Genomic DNA, 22,533 nt, shown 5'->3' on the forward strand with positions numbered 1-22,533 from the left:
CCGAACGATGACGAAAAGGCCGTCGGACATCCGCGATGATGTCCGACGGCCTTTTCGTTCGTGTTGTCGGTTGCGTCATGCGGTCTCGTCAACAGGCGGAGCGACGCGATCGGCCGGTCAGTCGGCCGTGGTCAGCTGCGCGTGTACGACTTCCTCGACGAACGCGTAGTACGCGCCGATCAGTCCCGCGTAGCTCACGTTGCGGCACCGTTTGATCGGCGTATTGAAATCCTTCCATGAGGGGATCGATTCAAGCGATTCGCGCACGAGCGGCAGGAAGATCGTCTCCTGGCAGATGGAACCGCCGAGCAGCACGCATTCGGGATCGAACGACACCACGATGTTGTAGATGCCGATGGCGATGTAGCGGATCCACTCGTCGACTAGCTCTCGGATGCCCGGCTCGGCGATGCGCCGCATCAGGCTGGACGGCACGATGCTTTCCGCCTGGCCGCCGAATCGTTCGGCGTACCGGCGGCTCAGCGCATCGGTCGAGGAGTATTCGTGGAGCGAGCGGGCGCCGTCGAGCTGGTAGTTGGTGACCATCATGCCGAGTTCGCCCGCACGCCAGTCGCGGCCTCGCCGGACGTGCCCGTCGAGGAACAGCGCGCCGCCGACACCCGCGTCGGTGACGGTGAAGACCACGAAATCGTTGAGTTTGCGCGCATTGCCAGCATGTTTTTCGGCGATGGCCGCGCAGTTCGCGTCGTTTTCGATCCAGATCGGCAGATCGTCGCCGAGACGGCTGCGCAGTTCGGCGCCGACGTCCTGGCGGTTCAGCGAGCTGATCGCGCCGCCGAGGATGCAGCGCTGGCGTTTGACGTCGATGAAGCCGGGCATGCTTAGCGAGACGCCGTCGATGGTGTCGCGCTGCTGCCGGACGACGTTGGCGATGGCGTTGAACAAATCCTCGGAATGTTCCGTCGGGGTCGCAAACGAGGACGGCACATCCTGGATGCCGTTCGTCACCACGGCGTGACGGGTGAAGCGACGGCCGATGTCGAACGTCAGCACCCGGCTGCTTTCCTTACGCGCCATCGTAACCTCCTTGTCGTTGCTTGCGCGGCTCGGTACACACTACCAGCACGCCATGTACGGGTCGTCGTCCGGCCGCGCGGTCGCCGGCGGCCCGCGTCATAACAAGCCCCGGCTGTGTTGTATGGCATACATTATACGCCCGTTCACAGGCTTTATTTATAACTTTATAAATAAAGCCCAAGAATTTTCTGCTCACACAGCTGCGACGCGATTCCGACCGCGCCCGCACCATACATAGCAAGATGCCGCCGGAACCGGGAAACGGGCATCGTTCCGGGTTCCGGCGGCATCATCATAGCCGCCGCTCGCGGCGGTTATCGCGCAGCGACGACGACCTGATACGGCGTGAGCTCGAGCTGCCCGCCCAGCGCCGCGCCGTCGGCCATCAGGTCGGCGGCACCGGCCAGTTCGGGCACGGCGGCCGTCTGCGGCTTGTCGGTCATGTTGAGCACGAACGTGAACGTGCGGCCGTCGTCGGCGACGCGCTCGGCGAACTCGACGCCGTCCGGCAGGTCGTGCGCGGCCAGTCCGGCCTCGGCGATGACCGGCGTGACGAACGCGTCCATGCCGGCCTCGTCGAGCGGGGTGCCGACGTAGTAGGTCACGCCCTCGCCGGTCGTGTTCGCGGTGACGGCCGGGGTTCCGGCGTAGAACTCGTCACCGCCGTAGACCGCGAGCGCACGCGCGCCCTCGAGGTGCATGATGGAGGCCACGATCTCGCCGCTCGCCTCGACGGACGCGGTGCGGCCCGCGCAGTGGGCGCACGCGTCGGCGCGGCCGGCGCAATCGGCGCCGCCGCAGAACTCGACCGGGATCGTCTTGCCGGGTTCGATCGCGTCGATCTCCTCGGCCCACACGCCGGCGAGCTTGCGGAACGGCCCCGGGTAGCCGCCGGGGATCACGAGGTCGTGCTCGTCGTGGATGCCGCTCATGTAGCCGGTGACGAACCGTCCGCCGCCGCGAACGTACGCATCGACCGCTTCGGCGACGCCCGGCTTGACCATGATGAGCGCGGGCGCGACGACGATCGCGTACTGCGCGAGTCTGTCGGCCGGCGTCGTGCTTTCGATGATGTCGACGGCGATGCCGCGCTTGTTGAACGCGCGGTAGAAGCGGTGCACCTCCTCCGGATACGCGAATCCGGCGGTCGGGCCGACGCAGCCTTCGAGCGACCAGTAGCTCTCCCAGTCGAACATGACGGCCACGTGGGCTTTCACGTCCGAGCCCATGATCCGCGGCGCGACCTTGGCCAGATCGGCGCCGAGCGCCTTGACCGAGCGGAACACGCGCGACTCCTCGGTGCCGTCGTGCGCGATCACGGCGCCGTGGAAGCGTTCGCAGCCGCCGAGCGACTGGCGCATCTGGAAGAACTGCACGGTGTCGGCGCCATGCGCCACGGCCTGCCAGCTCAGCGCCGCGACCTCGCCCGGCTTCTTGACCTTGCAGAACGGGAACCAGTTCTGCTGGTTCGGCGTCTGTTCCATGAGCATGAACGGCTTGCCACCGCCCACGGCGCGCATCAGGTCGTGGTTCATGGCCACGCGGCTGGCCGGCATGCCCATACCCGGGTAGTTGTCCCAGCTCACCACGTCCATCTCACGGCCCCACGCGAAGTAGTCGAGGTCCTTGAACGATCCCATGAGGTTCGTGGTGATCGGCGTGGTCGCATCGTACTTGCGCACCGCGTCGCGCTCGTTCACGTAGCAGCCGAGCTGCGATTCGCTCTGGAAGCGGCGGTAGTCCATCATGAGCCCGGAGATCACGCACTTCTTCAAATCCCAGTCGGAACCGATGCCGTCGCCGAGTTCGACCGGCGGCACGATGTCGTTCCAGTCGAGGATCGTGTGGCTCCAGAAATTCGCGCACCACGCGTGGTTGAGCGCGTCGAGCGTGCCGTACTTGGCCTTGAGCCACTCACGGAACGCGGCCGCGCACGCCTCGCAATAGCACAGGCCGCCGCCACCGCCGTACTCGTTGCAGATGTGCCAGGCGACCAGGCCCGGCGTGCCGGCGTAGCGCTCGGCGAGCTTGCCGGCGAGCGCGGCCGACAGTTCGCGGTAGACGGCCGAGTTCGGGCAGAAGTTATGACGACCGCCGAACACGCGGCGCTGGCTGTTGAACGTGGTGCGGATCGTCTCGGGATGCTTGCGCACGAGCCATGCGGGCAGTGCCGCGGTGGCGGTGGCGAACACGATGCGGAAACCGTGCTTGACGAGCAGGCCGACGATTTTGTCGAGCTTGCCGAAATCGTACGTTTCCTCGTCGGACTGGAGCAGCGCCCACGAGAACACGTTGATCGTGGCCTCGTTGATGTGCGCGTGCTCGAGCATCTCGATGTCGTGCTCCCACGTGTCTTCCGGCCACTGTTCGGGGTTCCAGTCGCCGCCGAACAGGAAGCTGTCGAATAAGGGCTTCGTCATGATTGGTTCCGTTCCTTTCCTTACGCCGCCGGCAGGGTCACACCGTGTAGCGCACGTCGCTGAACGTGATCTCGCCGCGGCCGTGCGCGTAGACGCCGAGCAGGATGCCGGTGAAGCCGCCGGCGTTTACGAAGCTGAGCACCTTGCCGGGGATGCGGCCGAGCGGCTGCTCCTCGCCGGTGAACGTGTTCTTCACGGCGAACGCGTAGCCGCGGTCGTCGCCGCGCACGATCAGACGCAGCGTCGCGTCGGCGGATTCGTTGACCGAGCCAACGACCGAGACGAGGCCGGCGTTGTGCGCGACCGCTTCGACGCGCAGCAGATCCTCGTCGTCGGCAGCGTGCACGGTGATCGTCAGGTAGTGGTTCGCGTTCGCGTACACGGCCACGCCGGTCTCGCCGTCGGTCAGTTCGCGGGCGTCGGACAGCGTCGCGCCGAACTCGAACCGGAAATCGGTCTGCCGTGTGCCAACCATCGTCGGACCGTCGTCCAGCGAGAAGTCCTGTTCGGCCGCGTGGATGTCGACCGTCACGCCGTTCGAATCGCACAGCGAACCATCCTCGCGCGGCACCGGACCCGCGGTCATGCGCTTGTCGCCGCCGCCGACCGTGAACCGTCCGGTCTTGTCGATCGCCGGCGTGATCCACTCGACGTCCCTTTCGAGCGACTCGCCGCAGCCGTTGAGCTCGCAGTCGTACGACTGGTCGGCGAGCTTCGGCCAATCGTTTTCCCACTCGAACCATACGGCGTACGGCTCGCGGCCGACCCAGCCCTGCGCCGGGTACTCGTCGTTGTTGCGCGTGCCGTGGAACACCATGAGCGTGCGGTCGCCGTCGAAATGCGCGCAGTCGCAGTGGCCGATGGCCTGCAGCGTCAGGTGCGTGGAACGGTTGGTGATCAGCGGGTTGCCCGGGTACATCTCGTACGGGCCGGTCGGGCTGGTCGAACGCGCGATGTTCTCCATGTGGCCGGATTCGGTGCCGCCTTCGGCCCACATGAGGTAGTAGAAGCCGCCGCGCTTGTACATGTGCGGGCCTTCCGGATTCGAGCCGGTGATGCCGCCGCAGATGCGCTGGCGCTTGGTGAGCACGGTGCCGGTGTTGACGTCGATCTTCGACAGGTAGATGCCGGCCGGCTCGCGCTCGCCGTTCTCGTCGGGCTCGCCGCCCTCGTTGCCGCAGATGTATGCGGTGCCATCGTCGTCGAAGAACAGGCTCGGGTCGATGCCCGGCCAGCCCTCAACCCAGATCGGCTCGGACCAGCCGGCGTGCGGATCGGCCGAGGTGAGGATCATGTTGCCCTTGTTCACGTTGGTGACGATGAGGTAGTACTCGCCGTCGTGATAGCGCAGAGTGGGCGCATAGATGCCCTGGCTGTTGCCCATCGTCTCGTACGGGAACTGGCCGGGACGGTTCATCGCGTCGCCGATCTTGCGCCAGTGCATGCCGTCCTCGGATTCGAAGACCGGCAGGCCGGGGAAGAACTCGAACGAGCTGTTGACCATCAGGTACGTGCCCTGCGGGGTCTCGCAGATGGTCGGATCGGGGTGGAATCCGGACGCGATGCGGCGCGCCGGCTTGCAGTTGAACAGAGTCATGGAAAACGTCCTTGTAGTGAGATGACAGTACGAAATGCGGCGCGAATCGAACACAACGATTCGCGCCGCGAAATCAGATCAATGCCGTCTTAGCCGGAAATCCGGAACCGATCAGGCGTTGACGTGCAGCGGGTCGGAACCCGGGCGCACGAGCACCGGCAGGGTGTGGTAGTCGTACTGCTCGGTGTACCACTTGCCCGGCTCGTAGGTCTTGCCGGTCAGCAGGTTGGCCCACGCCTCTCCCGCGTGATCGCCGCCGGCGTCCGGCACGTAGAAGCGCGCGGTGCCGTCCTCGGAGAACACCGGGGCCACGAGCAGGTCGTCGCCCAGCATGTACTGGGTGTCGATGTCCTCGCAGGCCGGGTCGGTCGGGAACTCGAGCACCATCGCGCGCATCATCGGCACGCCGGTCTCGTGGGTTTCCTTGGCCATCGCCTCGAGGTACGGCTTGAGCTGCAGCTTGAGCTCGGTGAACTCGCGCGACACCTCGACCGCCTCGTCGCCGTACAGCCACGGCACCTTGTACTCGGTGGAGCCGTGGTAGCGGGAGTGGGAGGAGAGCAGACCGAACTGGGTCCAACGCTTGAACAGGTCCGGGGTCGGCTTGTCCTCGAAGCCGGCGATGTCGTGGCTCCAGTAGCCGAAGCCGGACATGCCGAAGCTCAGGCCCGCGCGCAGCGACTCGGCCATCGACGGGTAGTTGGACGAGCAGTCGCCGCCCCAGTGCACCGGGAACTGCTGGCCGCCGACGGTTGCGGAACGGGCGAACAGGATCGCCTGGTCGGCGCCCTTGGTCTCGACGAGCACGTCGTAGACGGCCTTGTTGTACAGGTAGGTGTAGTAGTTGTGCATCAGCTCCGGATCGGAACCGTCGTAGTACTGGACGCCCTCGGTCGGGATGCGCTCGCCGAAGTCGGTCTTGAAGCAGTCGACGCCCTGCGCGACGAGGTGCTTGAGCTTGTCCTGGTACCACTTGGTGGCCTCGGGGTTGGTGAAGTCGACGATCGCCATGCCGGCCTGCCACTTGTCCCACTGCCAGACCTCGCCGTCAGTGGTCTTGATGAAGTAGCCCTTCTTGGCGCCCTCCTCGAACAGCGGGGACTTCTGGCCGATGTAGCTGTTGATCCACACGCACACCTTCAGGCCGCGGTCGTGCAGCTTCTTGAGCAGGCCTTCCGGATCGGGGAACTTGGTCTCGTCCCACTCGAAGTTGCACCACTCGAGTTCCTTCATCCAACGGCAGTCGAAGTGGAAGACGGACAGCGGGATGTTGCGCTCGGCCATACCGTCGACGAACTCCATCACAGTCTTCTCGTCGTAGTCGGTGGTGAACGAGGTGGACAGCCACAGGCCGTAGCTCCAGTCCGGAACCAGCGGCGGCTTGCCGGTCAGGTCGGTGTAGGTGTTGAGAATGCCCTTCAAGTCCTTGCCGCCGATGACCGAGTAGCTCATCTCCTCGCCCGGCACGGAGAACTGCACGCGGGAGACCTTCTCGGAGCCGACCTCGAAGCTGACCTTGCCCGGGTTGTCGACGTACAGGCCATAGCCCTTGTTGGACAGGTAGAACGGGATGTTCTTGTACGCCTGCTCGGTGCCGGTGCCGCCGTCCTCGTTCCAGATGTCGACGGTCTGGCCGTTCTTGACGAAGTTGGTGAAGCGCTCGCCGAGGCCGTAGATCTTCTCGCTCACGCCGAGGTCGAGCTGCTCGGAGACGTGCAGGCGGCCTTCCGGATCGGTGACGAGGCCCTTGGCACGCCAGCCGGAGTGGGCGATGGTCTTGCCGTCGTACTTGTAGGTGAAGTCGATGGTCTCGCCCTTGGAGATCTCCAGCGTGAGCTTGCCGGAGGTGAAGGACCACTTGTCGTCCGTCTCGTCGATGGTGACGACCGGGTCGGACTCGTTGAGCGCGAACTTCGGGCAGTGGCGACGATCCTTCTTGAAGTTGATCAGGCGCGTGGTGATGATGTCCTCGCGCGGGGAGGTGACCTCGATGGTCAGGATGCCGCCGTCGAGCGTCTGGCCCGGGTGGTGGATCGGCACGCCGAACGGGCAGAACAGGGTGAGCTTCTTCGGCTCGACGTTCGCGGTGTACACGTTGGCCGCGTACTTGACGCTGAAGCCGTCCTTGACGAGCCAGCCGCCGTTGAGGAACTTCATTGTTGCTTCTCCTTCGTTGCGAGATTGCCGACGACCCTTCCGTGGGAAGACGGCCTTGCTTGTTTTTTATCTTATTTATAAGTCTATAAATAACAAGATGCGACACGCCGCGGTCGCGAATTTCGCCTGACGGATTTCACCGGCTGCAGCTGGATCGCGTGGCGGAAAACGCTCGCTGAGGCAGGCCTCAGCGAGCGTTTTCCGCCACTTCCGGTCGGATCAGTCGAGATGACCGGTCAAGCGGATATCGTCGACGGACTCGCCGACATAGACCGCGGCGGCCGGGGCCACAGCGAACGCGCCGGGACCGTACGCGCCCTTGCCCTCGGCGCCGACGGCCCAGTAGCGCAGCGCCTCGGCGGCCGGCAGCGCGATCTCGACCTGACGGCTCTCGCCCGCGGCCAGCGCCACCTTCTCGAATCCGCGCAGCTCCTTGACCGGGCGGTCTTCGCCGGTACCCTCAAGGCCGAAGTACACCTGTGGCACGGCCTTGCCGGCCCGCTCCCCCGTGTTCGTCACGGTGAACGCGATGCGCACCTCGTCGTCCACGCGGCGCACGTCGAGATCCGAGTACGCGAACGTCGTGTAGCTCAGGCCGTGGCCGAAGCAGAAGCGCACCGGCACGTGGCGCGTCTCGAAGTAGCGGTAGCCGACGTAGATGTCCTCGTCGTAGCGCACGTGCAGGCCGGGGCCGAACGTGCCGACCGAGTGCGCCGGCGAATCGGCGAGTGCGATCGGGAACGTCTCCGGCAGGTGGCCGCTCGGGTTGACGCGGCCGAGCAGCGTCTCGGCGAGCGCGGTGCCGGATTCGCAGCCGTTGTACCAGTTCCACACGATCGCGCGGGCGCGGTCGGCCCACGGCATCGCGATCGGCGAGCCGGCGACGAACACGAGCACGGTGTCGGGCGCGGCGTCGAGCAGCGCTTCAATCAGCTCGTCCTGGCCGTACGGCAGTTCGATGTCCTCACGATCGCGGCCCTCGAGATCGTGCTCGTGGTCGAGTCCGCCGATGAAGATCACCGGATCGCCGGCCGCTGCGTACTCGCGGGCCTTCACCACGGCCTCGTCGCGCAGCGCGGCCGCGCGTTCGGCGTCGGATTCGGCCGATCCGACCGAATTCTCGAGGCTCTCCTCCTGCCACGAATCGTCCTGCACGACCTGCTTGGCGTCGTAGCCGAGCGCGTATTCGATCTCGACGTTGCCGCCGAGCTGACCGTTCAGGCCGAGCAGCGGCGTGATCTCGTGCAGCGCCTTGATGACCGCGCTGCCGCCGCCGTTGGAGTGGATGCGGTCCGCGTTCGCGCCGACGACGAGCACGCGGCGCAGCGAACCCTCGTCCAGCGGCAGCACCGGACGGCCGGAGGCGCCGGCCTCGTTCTTGAGCAACACGATCGACTCGCGCGACACGTCGAGCGCCTTGGCGGCGTGCGCGAGCGTCGCGTAGGAGCCGGCCTCGCGGGCGGGCTTCGTGCCGTCGGCAGCGGGCAGCATGTGCAGCGCGTCCATCACGGCGAGCACGCGCAGCACCTTCTTGTCCACGTCCGCCTCACTCACCTCACCGGAAGCGATCGCTCGGCGCAGCGGGTTCGCGAAGTAGTACTCGTCGAAGTTCGGCGTGACCGACATCTCGACATCCAGTCCGACGCGGGCGCTTTCGACCGTGCGCTTGACCGCGCTCCAGTCGGACACGACGAATCCGTCGAAGCCCCACTCGTCACGCAGGATCTGGTCAAGTAGCTCGGCCGATTCGCAGCACTGCGTGCCGTTGACGAGGTTGTACGCGCCCATGACTGACAGCACGCCGGCTTTCTTGACGGCCTTCTCGAACGCGGGCAGGTAGATCTCGCGCAGCGCGCGCTCGCTGATCGTCTCGTCCACCTCGAGACGGTCGGTCTCCTGGCTGTTGGCCGCGTAGTGCTTGGCGCAGGCGGCCACGTCGGACTCCTGCACGCCGCGGATGTACTGTTCGCCCTGCTCGCCGGCGAGGTACGGGTCCTCGCTCATGTATTCGAAGTTGCGGCCGCACAGCGGGCTGCGCTTGATGTTGAGCGACGGTCCCAAGATCACGTCCTTGCCGCGGCCGCGGGCCTCCTCGCCGAGCACTTCGCCGACGGTGCGGGCGAGCGCGCGGTTCCAGGTGGAGGCGACGGCGGAGCCGGACGGCAGGTAGGTCACGCGGTCGCGCGTGTTCCACAGCGGCGCCCAGTTGTCGTTGTGCAGCTCCTCGCGCGGCCCCATCGGGCCGTCGTCCATGTGGAAGTACGGGATGCCGAGTCGCGGCGCGGCGCCGCTTTTGAACAGTCCGGCGGCGTGGATGATGTCGACCTTCTCGTCGAGCGTGAGCCGGGCGAGCAGGTCGCGGGCCTTGGCCTTGTTGGTTTCGGTGATGGTGGTCATGTTGAGCTCCTTCTTCTGTGCGGTTCCGTGCGATACCCGGCACTGCCGGACGTGCCGGACGTGCCGGACGTTGCCGAACGTTGCCTGACGTTGCCGAACGTTGCCGGACGTTGCCGGACGCGGGCCGGGTATCGCTTATAGCGGCTGATGGCCGGCCGTGCGGCCTACTTGATGACGATCCGGAAGCCGACCGGCACGTTCTCCTCGACGCCGGGGCGTGCGGCCGGGGTGATGACCAGACCGTCGTTCGTGCGCTCGAACGGCACGTCGCCCGCGCCGAGCTGCTCGACGTGGTCGATGATGCCGTGGAACGGCGCGCGGATGCCGTCGTGGTACGCGGCGAACGTGGTGCTCGTGAGCGTGGACTGGCCGGCCGGGTTGAGGCAGAACGCGTACACGTCGCCGTCCTTGGCCGTGAACCGCCAGTCGGACGCCGTGTATTCGAGCACGTTCTGGTCGGCGAACGAGCCTTCCGCGGCGTGCGTCGTGCCCTCCTCGGCGAACCGCCACGGGCGCGTGCCGTAGATGCCCTCGCCGTTGGCCTGCATCCACGCGCCGATGTGCTCGAGCAGCTCGCGGTCGTGCGGCGCGATCGAACCGTCGGCGCGCGGGCCCACGTTGAGCAGCAGGTTGCCGTTCTTGCTCACCGCGTCCACGAGCGTGACGATCAGTTCGGCAAGGCTCTTGTAGTCGAGCGAGTTCGTGTAGCACCACGAGTTGCGCGCGATGGCCGTATCGGTCTGCCACACGTACGGCGTCGCGGTCGACAGTCCGCCGCGTTCCACGTCGAACAGGCCGGCGCCCCACGCCATGCCGTCGTCCTTGTAGCAGATGATGACCGGCACGCCCCACTCGACGCCGCGGTTGTAGTAGAACGCGGCCAGCTTCTTGACGTACGGCTTGAACGCGTTGTGCTGGATCCACCAGTCGAAGTACAGCATCTCCGGACGGTAGTTGTCGATCAGCTCGCACACGCGCAGCAGCCAGTCGTCGAGGTACTCCTCGGTCGGCTTCGGCACGGAGAACAGGTCCTGGTTGTCGGGTTCGGGCGTGGCCGGCCAGTAGAAGTCGCCGCGCTTGAGCGGTTCCTTGACGTCGGAGTCGAACTCCTTGCCGTGGCCCATGAACCACCAGTGCTCGGCGCGGTGGTTGGACGTGGCGAAGTGCATGCCGTGGCCCAGCGTGGCCTCGCGCAGCTCGCCGATGATGTCGCGGTGCGGGCCCATGTCGACCGTGTTCCAGCGTGAGATCTCGCTCTTGTACATCTGGAAGCCGTCGTGGTGCTCGGAGACCGGGAAGTAGTACTTCGCGCCGGCCGCCTGGAACAGGTCGAGCCATTCGTTCGCGTCGAACTTCTCGGCGGTGAACATCGGGATGAAGTCCTTGTAGCCGAACTCGTTCTGCGGGCCGTAGGTCTCGCGGTGATGCTCATACTCGGGATAGCCCTGGATGTACATGTTGCGCGAATACCATTCGTTGCGGTATTCGGGCACGGTGTACAGGCCCCAGTGGGTGAAGATGCCGAACTTCGCGTCGGGGAACCAGCCCGGCACCTGCACCTGCGACAGCGACTCCCAGGTGTCGGTGTACGGACCTTGGGCGACGACGGCGTCGATGGTCTGCAGATCGATCATGTGTAACGCTCCTGTTGGATGGACTCGTTGAATGATTCCGTATGATGTGATTGCCGCGTTCGGCGGCCCTGTCCGGCCGGATTGCGATACGGCCGGATTGCGCTCGGATATATGACCGGATGATGACGGTCTGACGTACGTCGGACCGTGTCGGACTGGAATCAAGCCGGGCCGGACATACAAAGTCGGACATACAAAAAGGGCACCGGGATTCGGTTGCCGGATCCGGTGCCCTGATGGTCGCGGGCGGCGACGGGCACCGCCTGCGACCTATTGAGTTATCGATGGTGAGTTACTCGGATTCCCGATCGCCGAATCACTTGGAGTCGGAGGAGGAATCCTTGTTCTCGGCCTTGTAGGCCTTGACGGCGGCCTTGCGGGCGGCGTCCTGGTCCTTGGCGTTCTTCATATCCACCTCGAGGACCTGGTCGATGCCGAGGCCCTTGACGGTCTCACGCATCTGATCCATGATCTTCTCGGCCTCGGCCTCGGAGGAGGCGAAGGAGGCCTTCCAGGAGGCGTTCACGATCTCGGTCTTGACGGAGCCGCGCAGGGTGGTGATCTGGGAGTTCTCGTCCGGGGTCATGTATGCGGAGCCCGGGGCGACGTCGATCATCTTGTTTGCCTCGAGGTACTCCATGGTGGTGCTGTAGCCGCCCATGTGCTCGGACCAATCCTTGTTCAGCGCGTTGTTGTTGGCCTTCTCGAGCTCGCTCGGCCACATCGAGGCGTTGTACGGGTAGCCGGTGTCCGGATCGTTGTCGTTCACGTTCACGGTCGGGAAGTTGAGGGCGGAGATGCCGTCGGAGTAGGAGCCGCCGCCGTATTCCTCAGGAACGTTCTCGCTGGCGCCGGAGAGCACGCTGGAGCCGAAGTCGGTCAGGACCGGCTTGCCGTCCTCGATGTTCCAGTTCAGACCCTTCGGGCCGGCAGCGCCGCCGGTCTGGGCGCCGGAGTCGTACACGCCTTCCGGAGAGTACAGCCAGTTGATGAACTTGACCAGACGCTGCTTGTTCTTGGCCTGGGAGCCGATGCCGATGAAGGTCTTGCCGCCGGTCGGGGTGGCGCCGTAGGAGAAGATCTTCTGGTCCTTGAGCGGGGCGATCATGAAGCCCTTGCCCGCGGCCTTGTTCTCGTTGGTGTTGTAGGCGGCCTGACCGAGCCACGGCCAGAAGGAGAAGAGCACCTTGCCGTCCTTGTACTTGGAGTTCATGGTGTCGTAGTTCTGGGTGGTGGACTCAGGATCGACGATGCCGGCACGGTAGGCGGCGTTGAAGAACTTGATGGTGCGGTCGTAGATGCCGTCCTTGTCGGTGATGGACTGGTAGTCGGAACCATCGGCCTTCGCCAGGACGAAGCCCATCTCGTCGTAGCCGTAGAAGCAGGTCGGCTGCTTGGCGTTGTTCATCATGTTGCCATCCCAGTCCTTGAACAGGGACATGGCGTAGATGTCGTTGCGGCCTTCGGTCTCGCGGGCCTTGTCCTGCATCTTCTTGAGCACCGGAATCAGGTCCTCGAGGGTGTCGATCTCCGGGTAGCCGATCGCCTTGTAGTAATCCCAGCGGATGTACGGGCCGAAGGTCGGCTCAAGGCCTTCGGAGGCCTCGGTCGGAGCCTTGTCGGAGACGGAGCCCGGAAGGCCCCAAACGCCGGAATCCTGGCCGATGACCTTGTTCATGGCGTCGATCGCGGCCTGGTGGCCCTTGATGTAGTCCATGCCGTCGAGGTACGGGGTCATGTCGGCGAGCAGCTTGGCCTTGACCATCTTGGAGCCGTAGCCGCCGTCGTAGCCGTAGATGATGATGTCGCCCAGGTTGCCCGAGGCGGAACGGGTGTCGAACAGGGTGGAGCCGCCGCCGGCCACGTTCGGCGCGATGATGTTCAGCTTGATGTTGAACTTGTCCTTGATGATCTTGGCGAACCAGCCCTTCTGCTCGCCCTGGTAGTTGGCGAGGCCGTCGAAGACGTCGACGGTCATCAGCGAGCCGTCGTCCTCCTCGGAAGCGGTCTTGTCGCCGCCGCATGCCGCGAGCGAGACCATCATCGCAGCGGCAAGGCCAGTGGCCAGCACCGCTTGGATCTTCTTCTTGATTTCCATGACGGAAACCTCCTTGTTCCTTTTCCTTGATTTCCTGGATGGGGAAAAACTGTGTTGTGTTGGTTGTTTTATGGCGGCCGGCTTCCGGCGTTGGAAGCCGGCCGATCATTATTCAGTTGTGGGGATTGTGCGCGTCGCCTGCGGCGCTGCAATTAGGGACTCGCCCTTCGGCGAGCCTTGTCTGCTGCCTTCGCTCGGCTCTCGCCTCGCTCAGGCTGAGCCTATGAACAGTCCACCGGACTGTTCATTACGGCTCGCCTTCGGCCCCTGCAGCAGCGGACCTCGCTACGCTCGGACTCAATCCGACCTTCGCTCGGCTACCGCCTCGCTCAGGCTGAGCCTATGAACAGTCCACCGGACTGTTCATTACGGCTCAGCCCTTCACCGCGCCCAGCATCATGCCCTTGACGAAGAAGCGCTGGAAGAACGGGTAGACGAACAGGATCGGGAGCACGACGATCACGGAGACGGTCATGCGGATCGAGGTCGGGGTCTGCTGGGTGGCGAGGGCCGCCACGTTCATCGCGGTGCCCGCGCTCGCCTTCACGGAGGCGGCCAGCGCGTTGGCCTGGTTGATGTAGGTGTACAGCAGGTACTGCAGCGACCACAGTTTCGAGTCGGTCATGTAGATCAGCGTGTCCTGGAAGGAGTTCCACTGGCCGACTGCGGAGAAGATGCCGACGGTCGCGAGAATCGGGGACATCATCGGCAGCACGATCTTCCAGAAGACCGTCAGCGTGCCGGCGCCGTCCATCTCGGCGGCCTCCTGCAGCGAGTGCGGGATCGACTCGACGAAGGTCTTGACGAGGATGATGTTGAACGGCTGGACGATGGCCGGGAGCACGTAGACCCAGAAGTTGTTGGTCAGGTGCAGGTTCTTCATCGTGATGAACATCGGGATCAGGCCGGCGTTGAAGTACATCGTGATGACGATGAAGCGGTACCAGAACTTGCGCGCCCACATCTTCTCCTGCGTGAACATGAAGCCCAGGAACGCGGAGGCGATGACGGTGAGCACGGTACCGATCACGGTACGGGCCACGGAGACGAACGCCGCGGTGCTCAGGCCGGAGAGCGCGAAGACCGCCTTGTAGTTCTCCCAGTGGATGCCCTGCGGGATCCAGTTGACCTCGCCGGCCGCGGAGGCCGAGTTGTTCGAGATCGAGTTGATGATCAGGTAGTAGAACGGGTAGACGCAGATGAACGCGAATACGATGAAGAAGATGATGTTGAAGACGTTGTAGATTTCCTCGCCGCGGGTACGACGCTGGGACGGAGCCACGCCTTGCTTGATTTTGTTAGCCATGATGCTTCCTTACATTCCTCGACACGAATCAGACGATCGACACGCCACGGGTGCGCTTGGACAGCCAGTTGACCAGGATCAGCAGGCCGACGCTGACCAACGACTTGAGCATGGAGATGGCGGTTGCCAGCGACAGCGAGCTGTTGCCCATGCCCACGTTGTAGACGTAGAGGTCGAGGACCTGGATGTGCTGCATGTTGAACGCGTTCTGGAAGACGTAGTACTGATCCATGCCGTTGTTCAGGAAGTTGGAAATCGAGAGCATAAGCAGGACGAAGTAGGTCGGCAGCAGCTGCGGGATGGTGACGTTCCAGATCTGCTGGAGACGGTTGGCGCCGTCCACCTGAGCGGCTTCGTACAGCTCGGGATCGATGCCCGCGATGCCGGCGAGGTACATGATGGAGCCCCAGCCGAGGCCCTTCCAGATGCCCCACAGCAGCATCTTGAGCCATGTGTGCGAGTCGGAGTCGAGGAACTTGAGCGGCTCGGAGATCAGGCCGAGGTCCTGAAGCAGGGTGTTGAACATACCGGTGGTGGAGAACATCGCGAAGGCCACGGCGTAGACCAGAACCCAGGAAATGAAGTTCGGCAGGGTGGTGAGCGTCTGGATGAGGTTCTTGAACCACTTCGCACGGATCTCGTTCAGGGCGATGGCGAAGACCAGCGGGAAGAACGAGGTGAGGATGTTCAGGCCGGACATCGCGAAGGTGTTGATGAGCACCTGGCCGATGGTGCGCAGCTGCGCCGGGTTCTGCACGAGCATCTTGAACCACTGCAGTCCGACGAACTCGCTCTCCTCGAGCGGGATCGGCGGCTGGTAATCAAAGAACGCGTACACCCAGCCGAACAGCGGCAGGTAGCAGAACAGGACGGCCATGATCAGGAACGGGACGATCATCAGCCACAGCTTGATGCCGTGCTGCTTGTTCGTTTCGATCTTCGACTTGTTGGCCTTGCGCCCCGCGCCGCGCTTGGCGACACCGGAGGCGGCAGACGAGCCCTTGCCCGCTGCCATGCTTCCGCTCTCCTCTTGCGATTGCATCATTCCTCCTTTGGTTTCGCTGATGCATCGGTTCTGCTGCGAATCCGCGACTTCAATCGTCGTCCCCATCCGCAGAGCTCTTATTTATTAACTTATAAATAAGATTATATGCGTCTTCGATTCTTTGTCAAATCGTCGAAGAAACCCGCCGTGTATACTTGGAATTCCAAGGAAACGCGAAAGTTGGAGTCCTATGAGTTTCTTCAATCCGGACAATAAATTCTGGCAGTTCATCGCGCTGTGTCTGCGATACGTCATCCTCAATCTGCTCTTCATCGTCACCATCATTCCGATCGTGACGATCGGCCCTGCGCGAGCCGCGCTCTATAGTACGGTGTTCGCGTACGGCGAGAACGAGGACATCAATCTGGGACGCGAATACCTCAAGCGACTCAAGCGCGAATTCCTGCCCGCACTCGGCTCATCGGTGATCTTCCTGATCCTGCTTGCGTTCGCCACGTTCGCGTTCGTCTTCTGGAACGCGCTCGACACCGACCTCGCGTACCTGACCATGCCGGTGCTCATCATCGTCGCGGTGGTGACGCTGCTGACGTTCGAATACTATTCGCCGTTGCAGGCGCGGTACGCGAACTCGTTCACGGCGACTCTGAAGAACGCGTTCATGATGCCGTGGGCGGCCTTCAAATACACGCTGGGACTGCTCGCCATCGACGTGGCGGGTGCCGCGCTGTTCGTGTTCACCGGATGGTTCCGCATCGCGTTTATCGTGCTCGGCTTCTCGTGGCTGGCCTACGCGAAGTCGCTGATCTTCCTGCGCGCGTTCGAGAACGTCAGCGGGGATCCGAACAAGCCGCGCGAGGCCCCCGACTACTCGATGCCATCCGCCTCGATTCAGTAGGGCAGACGGGGATCCGGCCGAGCCGACCTGTGCGTGGCTCGCTGGGCGTACGTCCAGCGAGAGATTTTTTCCGCCACTCGTCGGCTAAGGACGGCCATAAGTGGGTAAATCCGGACGTTGGGAACCTCGAAAACTCATAAGTGGGTATTTCGGTACTACGTAGCCCTGTTCTGGGCCCCGTTATGGTACCGAAATACCCACTTATGGTTTTTCGTGTCCAGATTTACCCACTTTTCGTCGTTTATTCGATCAACAGGCCGGAGACGGCGGATCCTACGGGCACGATCAGGGTCAGTTCGTCGGCTCCTGCCGGCAATGGGAAAGAATCGTCTTCGGCAGGATCGATGATCGACTCGGCCGTTTGCACCCGTATCCCGTTGATGCCGGTTCCGGACAGACGCAGCTTCGCACCAAGCACAAACGGCTCGAATCCGGCGAATCGAGCCGACGCGACGGATTGCGACGGCAACGCGTCGGTCTTCTTCCCGGTCAGGCCGGTGGGCCCGACGACGCCCGTTGCGGAAGCAGCATCGTCCGCGCGTGCAGGTGCCGCGCAGTCCACGGCGTCAGTCCTGGCTGAAGCCTTCGCGAGGATCTCCGCCAATTCGTCGGGCGTGATCTCGCCCCGAGCGCGCCGGGCCTGCGGCGCTTCATGCGGCACCAGCGCGCAGGCCTCACTGTTACGTTGGCCGGGCAGCGGTTCGGCGGCGATCAGATCGGCATTGGCGGATTCGTCCCAATGATCGACAGGGATCCATTGGCCACGGGGACGGGCTACCGGCCGTTCGCCCTTGACCTGCACCGACACCATCGTTCGGATATCGGCGCTCGACGCGCCGGCCTCGACCGCATATTCGCCGTCCGGCACGCGGAACCCGCCCTTGCGCACGTCGAAGATGCGAAGTTCCTCGCGCGGAATGTCGAACTCGACCGTACGGCACTCCCCCGGCTGCACGTCGCGCACGCGACGAAACGCCACCAGTCTGCGGTTCGGCATTGGCACTGTCTCTTGTGCGGGATGACGCACATAGATCTGCACGACCTCGTCGGACGGCGTATTGCCAACGTTGGTGATGCATACGCTCGCATGCAAGGCAGCAGTCTCACCGCCGTCGCCATCCGCGATCGCGGTCACATGCGCATCGGAGTACTCGAACGGCGCATAAGTCAGGCCATGCCCGAACGGGTACAGCACGTCGCCGTCATGCCATTGGTACGTACGTTTCGTGACGATGATGTCGTAGTCGTTCTTGTCGGGCAATGCGACGCGTTCGCCATACCAGGTCTGCGGCAAACGGCCCGCCGGCGTGGCCGCACCGAACAGCACGCGGGCGATCGCCTCGCCCATCGACTGGCCGCCCGACGCCGACCATACGATCGCCGGCACATACGCCTGTTCCCAGTCGATGTCGTACGGGTAGTTGCTCACGAGCGCCATCGCCGTGCGCGGATTGGCGTGCAGCAACGTTTGCATCAGCGCGCGCTGCGCCGGTGGGAATGCGGTGGACGGACGATCGGCGTCCTCCTTGCCGTTGATGACCGAGCAGCAGCCGACCGCGGCGATCACCACTCGGCTACGACCGGCGAGCGCCGCGGCCCGTTCCAGGCCACACTCGACGATATCCATCGCAAACGGCTTGATACCGCCGTTTTCCGGCGTCTCACGGGTATTGACCGCCGCGTCATTGCTGCCAGCCACACGCCGCTCATTGTCAACAGAACGCAGCGACGCCGCGGAATCCTCCGTCTCCTGCCCGCCAATCGCAACCGTTTGCGGTACGCCGATGCGTTGGGCGCTCAGATCGGTTTCCTTCACCGCATGAATACGGCCGTTGTCATCCACTTGCAGCGGCACGTCACTCCACGTGGCCAGTCGGCCGTCCGCAGTCAGACGGAACACTTCCTTGACGAACCAGCCGAATGGAATACGTTTGCCGACGCGAATCGTGCCGTCGTCCTCCGCGGTCAGGTACAGTCCGTTGGATTCGGCCCGGAAGGTCAGCGCACCGTCGCCCCAATCCTGGAATCGGAACCGTTCCGCTTGTTCGCGGTTCTCGGTCGCATACAGCACGCCGTCATCATCGAGCGCCGCGTACCGGCCGTCGAACCGCAGCACCACCACGTCGAGCGCGTCATCGGATGCGACGGCAGTTCCGGCCGGCAACGTGCACCGCACGCCGTCGAGCACGGTCGAACGGAACGGCGGTTCGCCGCCGTACCAGTCCTGGAACCACTGGTCAGCCAGCGGCCCGATCACCGCGACATTGACCTCGTCCTCCCGATCAAACGTAGCTTCACCGTCATTTCGACCGGGCGCAGTGAGCGGAGCAATCTTTTCCTCAACTCGCCCCGCATCATCCGGCTGACGTCCATCCGCAAACGGCAGCAGTCCGTCGTTCTTGAGCAGCACCACGGACTCCTCCGCCACGCGCAGCGCGATCGCGCGATGCTCCGGCGAGTCGATGTCCGCCTCGCTCACCGCGTCGAACGGATTGGCCGGCGCACTGCCATCGTGTGCAGGCCTGTCGTACAGACCGAGCCGGATCTTGGTCGTGAACGACCGCCGCAGTGCGCGGTCGATGTCCGCCTCGTCGAGCAGGCCACGCTCCCACGCATTGCATACGGCCGTATGCACCATATTCATATCATCGGTCATGCAGTCCACGCCGGCCTTGATCGACCGGGCCACCGTTTCGGCGTGCGAAGCGGTGTCGTGCCTGGCGTCATGCACGAGTGAGACCGCGCCACCGTCGCTGACAACGTGCCCATTGAGACCGTATTCGCCGTGCAGCAGCTCTTCGACGCGCGGATCGTGCATCTGCACGGTGCCGTTCACCGCGTTGTAGGAGGTCATCACCGAGGTCGCGCCGGCTTGTTCGATGCAGCGGCGGAACGGCTCGTAGTAGTACTCGTGCCGGTTGCGGGCATCGACGACGGAGTTCGTAATGCAGCGGCCGTCTTCCACGTTGTTGGCGAAGAAGTGCTTGAGCGCGGCGGAGATGCGCAGATGATCGCTCGTCTCCTCAGGGCCGCCTCCCTGCATGCCGCGAACGTATGCACCAGCCGTGCAGCCGGTGAGCACCGGATCCTCGCCGTACCCCTCCTCGTTGCGTCCCCAACGCGGATCACGCTCGAGATCGACGGTCGGCGCCCAGCGGAACAGGCCGCCTTCGGGATGCCGGTGCCACAGCACACGCGCCTCAGTGCCGACCGCGGCTCCGGCTTCCTCAAGCAGCTCCGTATCCCATGTGGCGGCCATGCCGATCGGCTGCGGCAGTGACGTGGTGACCTCGGGCGCGGTAGGATGGGCGCCCTGATCGTGCCGTGCCTCGATGCCGTGTGCGGCCTCGCTGCCGATGTAGCAACGTGTGATGCCCAGCCGCGGCAGATCCGGCGTGCTAGTGGCGAGGAAACCGAGCTTCTCCTCGAGGGTCATGGCGCCCAACAGCCAGTCCACGCGGGCTTCGACGGGCAGCGACGCATCCCACAGCGGAGTATCGTAGACGGACGATTCACCGGCAATTGCGCCGTTGCCGGCGGTCTTGGATACGGACTGGGGTTCGGCTTGAGTCCCGGTCCGCGATCGGCGATCGTTGGCGTGCTGCTGCGGTTCGTGATCAGACATGGCGACTTCCTTGTTGCGGTCTTGCAGGTACTGGCTCTGTCCGTCGCATATCATCCCCGCAGGCCATCTCCGGCCGCGCGGACATCGTATGCGATCGCACATCGTCATTCAGCATAATCATGCGCAACGACTTATCTATAACATTATAAATAAGCCATTGTGAGCGCTCTCACGGCCCGGCATACACCATTCACCGATATCATGAAACCATCGACTTCACCGGCGAAGGAGATATGATCATGATCCGCACGCAACACCACGATTCCGTCTTCCGCATGGCAGACCGCACCACGATGAACCGTCTCGCAGCGACCGTCTGCGCGGCACTGATCGTCGCCGGCCTAGCAGGATGCGGCCAGTCAGCCGCACAATCCGATGACGATGCGAACTCCGACGGCAATTCCATCGCCGCAATGACCGCACCTCGCACGCAGGACGCCTGCGCAATCCGTGCGTCGGCGGACGGTACGGGCATCGGCGGTGGATTCTACGAACGCGCACGGTATTACGACTCGATCGACGAACTGGCCGACGACAGCGACCTGATCGTCATCGGCACCGTGCTCGGATCCAGCACCGACCGGGCGGACGACATGCTGCTCGGCACGACCAGCCATGACGTGGCCGTGTACGACGCGATCAAGGGCGACGTCTCGATCGGCGACGTGATCACGGTGCGGCAGGCTGGTTCCCCGGACGACGCGGCGACACCCAGCATCGGCCGGTATTCCACTGCCGAGACGATCATGTGCGTCGGGGACACGCGGCTGCTGTTCCTGCAGCGATTCAAGCTGAGCGACGAGGCGCTGGCCAGCTACCCGACGCAGGTGTATCTGCAGGAACCGGTCACCGAACTGCCGACGGCGTATTACGTAACCGGCATGACCGCCGGCATCTATACGCCGGACGGTGCGGGTGCGGACGGCTCAGATGGCATGGACGGCACGCCCACGCGGTTCAGCCAGGCGTTCCCGGATACGTTGGAAGGACTACCCCGCCATATCCGGCTGATCACGGAACTTTCGAACGGCAATGACGACGGCGAAACAGGCGTTACCGGAGGCGGCACGCACTCTCACCAAATCTTCACACGCCGATTTGCGTCTGAGTGAAAACCCTATTATAGTGTTGCGAGTTGTCCTGCGGAGCAAGACAACATCCACGGGGCTGTAGCTCAGTTGGTAGAGCGCTTCGTTCGCATCGAAGAGGTCGTGGTTTCGATTACCATCAGCTCCACGAAGGCCGATTCCATTCCACCGGGATCGGCCTTTTTCTTTTTCACAGCCGGCATGGGGGCGATCCGCAGGCGATGCGCATCTTATGTCTCCGCTCTCGGGACTCCGACTCCGGTCTTCTGGCGGTATGGGGCCTACAGGAACAGAATGGATGCTTTCCCCGCCTACTTGAGTCCGTTTTCCGCCAATATGCTCGGATCTTAGACGGAAACGGACGTCTCCGGCCCGTTCAGAGTCCGTTTCCCTCCAGCATGATCGAATCCTAACGGGAAACGGACATTACCGGCCCGCCCAGCGTCCGTTTCCCGCCAACAGGCTCCTGCAAATAGCGGAAAACGGTCGGCGCAACGGACGGACGCTACCGCGGACGGGACGCGGCGACGCGGCGGGCCTGCTCGGCGGTCGCATTGAGGTGGACCAGAGCCTCGCGCTGTTCGGCGGACTGATGTCGCTCCGGTTCGAACGCGCCATAGCGGCGTTCGACGGCCGTGCGGATCAGGAAATCCGCGATCTTCGGGTTCTTCGGCAGCAGCGAGCCATGCATGTACGTGCCGATCACGTTGTTCACGCGCGCACCCTCGGTATGGTCCTCGCCGTTGTTGCCGCGGCCTTCCGCGTCCACGCGCCCCAAGGCCCGCACGCCGTCGCGCAGGAACGTCTGGCCGGAATGGTTCTCGTAGCCGATCACGTCGCCGAAATCGTCGGCATGTTCGACCAGATTGCCGATCATGCGCACGTCCTGGCCGACCGTATATGCCCCGATCACACCGATGCCGTCGAGCCGCGTGCCGTCGATCGTCTCGAAATACTCGCCGAACAACTGGTACAGACCGCAGATCATGAGCATCGGCACGCCGTCGGCGGCCAACGTTCGCAGCATATCGGCGCGGTGAAACAGATCGTCGATGATCTTCTTCTGGCCGGTGTCCTGACCGCCGCCGCCGAGGATCATGTCGACGTGGTCCGGCCAGTCGTCGCCTTGGTTGTATGCGGTGACGCGCGGCTCGTAGCCGTAGAGCGCGAGACGACGCGTGATGGTGAGCACGTTGCCGGAATCGCCGTAGATGTTCATGTCTTTCGGGTAGAGGGACATGATGTCGATGGTGGTCATGATGACTTCCTTCT

The 22,533-nt window shown here is 63.8% G+C and carries 13 protein-coding genes and 1 tRNA gene; 3 read left to right on the forward strand and 11 right to left on the reverse strand.

What is annotated here, in order from left to right:
- Positions 1-117: 117 nt before the first annotated feature.
- The 9 genes from JS541_RS09000 to JS541_RS09040 all read right to left on the reverse strand — a co-directional run bounded on the left by JS541_RS09000 (position 118) and on the right by JS541_RS09040 (position 15,662).
- A complete protein-coding gene (locus tag JS541_RS09000) occupies positions 118-1,038 on the reverse strand; it encodes an ROK family protein (RefSeq protein WP_214374127.1) in 921 nt (306 codons plus the stop codon).
- 314 nt (positions 1,039-1,352) lie between these two features.
- Complete coding sequence (locus JS541_RS09005) at positions 1,353-3,458, reverse strand: beta-galactosidase (protein WP_214374128.1); 2,106 nt, start codon at positions 3,456-3,458, stop codon at positions 1,353-1,355.
- Between the two features lie 37 nt (positions 3,459-3,495).
- Entirely contained in the window at positions 3,496-5,055 is a 1,560-nt protein-coding gene (locus JS541_RS09010) for a glycoside hydrolase family 43 protein (RefSeq protein ID WP_214374129.1), read from the reverse strand.
- A 111-nt stretch (positions 5,056-5,166) separates the two neighbouring features.
- On the reverse strand, positions 5,167-7,212 hold the full coding sequence (yicI, locus tag JS541_RS09015; RefSeq protein WP_214374130.1) for an alpha-xylosidase: 2,046 nt from the start codon (positions 7,210-7,212) through the stop codon (positions 5,167-5,169).
- 219 nt (positions 7,213-7,431) lie between these two features.
- Positions 7,432-9,609, reverse strand: a complete 2,178-nt coding sequence (locus tag JS541_RS09020) for a glycoside hydrolase family 3 C-terminal domain-containing protein (protein ID WP_214374131.1) — start codon at positions 9,607-9,609, stop codon at positions 7,432-7,434.
- Between the two features lie 164 nt (positions 9,610-9,773).
- The gene (locus JS541_RS09025) at positions 9,774-11,243 is read right to left on the reverse strand and encodes an alpha-L-fucosidase (RefSeq protein WP_214374132.1); all 1,470 of its coding nucleotides are present in this window, start codon (positions 11,241-11,243) and stop codon (positions 9,774-9,776) included.
- A 316-nt stretch (positions 11,244-11,559) separates the two neighbouring features.
- Entirely contained in the window at positions 11,560-13,341 is a 1,782-nt protein-coding gene (locus JS541_RS09030; protein ID WP_214374133.1) for an ABC transporter substrate-binding protein, read from the reverse strand.
- Between the two features lie 373 nt (positions 13,342-13,714).
- The gene (locus JS541_RS09035; protein WP_214374134.1) at positions 13,715-14,647 is read right to left on the reverse strand and encodes a carbohydrate ABC transporter permease; all 933 of its coding nucleotides are present in this window, start codon (positions 14,645-14,647) and stop codon (positions 13,715-13,717) included.
- A 28-nt stretch (positions 14,648-14,675) separates the two neighbouring features.
- A complete protein-coding gene (locus tag JS541_RS09040) occupies positions 14,676-15,662 on the reverse strand; it encodes an ABC transporter permease subunit (RefSeq protein ID WP_240539307.1) in 987 nt (328 codons plus the stop codon).
- A 220-nt stretch (positions 15,663-15,882) separates the two neighbouring features.
- Between JS541_RS09040 and JS541_RS09045 the strand changes: the two genes are divergently transcribed.
- On the forward strand, positions 15,883-16,548 hold the full coding sequence (locus tag JS541_RS09045; RefSeq protein ID WP_214374136.1) for a DUF624 domain-containing protein: 666 nt from the start codon (positions 15,883-15,885) through the stop codon (positions 16,546-16,548).
- 241 nt (positions 16,549-16,789) lie between these two features.
- Here the strand turns inward: JS541_RS09045 and JS541_RS09050 are convergent, their stop codons facing one another.
- Complete coding sequence (locus JS541_RS09050) at positions 16,790-20,173, reverse strand: glycoside hydrolase family 3 protein (RefSeq protein ID WP_214374137.1); 3,384 nt, start codon at positions 20,171-20,173, stop codon at positions 16,790-16,792.
- Positions 20,174-20,412: 239 nt separating this feature from the next.
- Here JS541_RS09050 and JS541_RS09055 point away from each other — a divergent pair, with 239 nt between their 5' ends.
- Together JS541_RS09055 and JS541_RS09060 are read left to right on the forward strand one after the other, a co-directional pair.
- Entirely contained in the window at positions 20,413-21,285 is an 873-nt protein-coding gene (locus JS541_RS09055; RefSeq protein ID WP_214374138.1) for a hypothetical protein, read from the forward strand.
- 51 nt (positions 21,286-21,336) lie between these two features.
- Positions 21,337-21,409 (forward strand) — tRNA-Ala (locus JS541_RS09060).
- A 357-nt stretch (positions 21,410-21,766) separates the two neighbouring features.
- Here the strand turns inward: JS541_RS09060 and JS541_RS09065 are convergent.
- Positions 21,767-22,522 (reverse strand): glutamine amidotransferase, encoded by a 756-nt coding sequence (locus tag JS541_RS09065; protein ID WP_214374167.1) that lies wholly within the window; start codon positions 22,520-22,522, stop codon positions 21,767-21,769.
- Between the last annotated feature and the right edge of the window lie 11 nt (positions 22,523-22,533).

The sequence above is a fragment of the Bifidobacterium sp. SO1 genome, from assembly GCF_018555335.1.
In the GTDB taxonomy this organism is placed as follows: Bacteria; Actinomycetota; Actinomycetes; order Actinomycetales; family Bifidobacteriaceae; genus Bifidobacterium; species Bifidobacterium simiiventris.

Excerpts from the sequence above, each read along its gene's own strand:
- JS541_RS09010 (WP_214374129.1), bottom strand. The coding sequence starts at position 5,055 with ATGACTCTGTTCAACTGCAAGCCGGCGCGCCGCATCGCGTCCGGATTC.
- JS541_RS09020 (WP_214374131.1), bottom strand. The coding sequence starts at position 9,609 with ATGACCACCATCACCGAAACCAACAAGGCCAAGGCCCGCGACCTGCTC.
- JS541_RS09055 (WP_214374138.1), top strand. The coding sequence starts at position 20,413 with ATGATCCGCACGCAACACCACGATTCCGTCTTCCGCATGGCAGACCGC.
- JS541_RS09035 (WP_214374134.1), bottom strand. The coding sequence starts at position 14,647 with ATGGCTAACAAAATCAAGCAAGGCGTGGCTCCGTCCCAGCGTCGTACC.
- JS541_RS09000 (WP_214374127.1), bottom strand. The coding sequence starts at position 1,038 with ATGGCGCGTAAGGAAAGCAGCCGGGTGCTGACGTTCGACATCGGCCGT.
- yicI (WP_214374130.1), bottom strand. The coding sequence starts at position 7,212 with ATGAAGTTCCTCAACGGCGGCTGGCTCGTCAAGGACGGCTTCAGCGTC.
- JS541_RS09005 (WP_214374128.1), bottom strand. The coding sequence starts at position 3,458 with ATGACGAAGCCCTTATTCGACAGCTTCCTGTTCGGCGGCGACTGGAAC.
- JS541_RS09050 (WP_214374137.1), bottom strand. The coding sequence starts at position 20,173 with ATGTCTGATCACGAACCGCAGCAGCACGCCAACGATCGCCGATCGCGG.
- JS541_RS09025 (WP_214374132.1), bottom strand. The coding sequence starts at position 11,243 with ATGATCGATCTGCAGACCATCGACGCCGTCGTCGCCCAAGGTCCGTAC.
- JS541_RS09030 (WP_214374133.1), bottom strand. The coding sequence starts at position 13,341 with ATGGAAATCAAGAAGAAGATCCAAGCGGTGCTGGCCACTGGCCTTGCC.
- JS541_RS09040 (WP_240539307.1), bottom strand. The coding sequence starts at position 15,662 with ATGGCAGCGGGCAAGGGCTCGTCTGCCGCCTCCGGTGTCGCCAAGCGC.
- JS541_RS09045 (WP_214374136.1), top strand. The coding sequence starts at position 15,883 with ATGAGTTTCTTCAATCCGGACAATAAATTCTGGCAGTTCATCGCGCTG.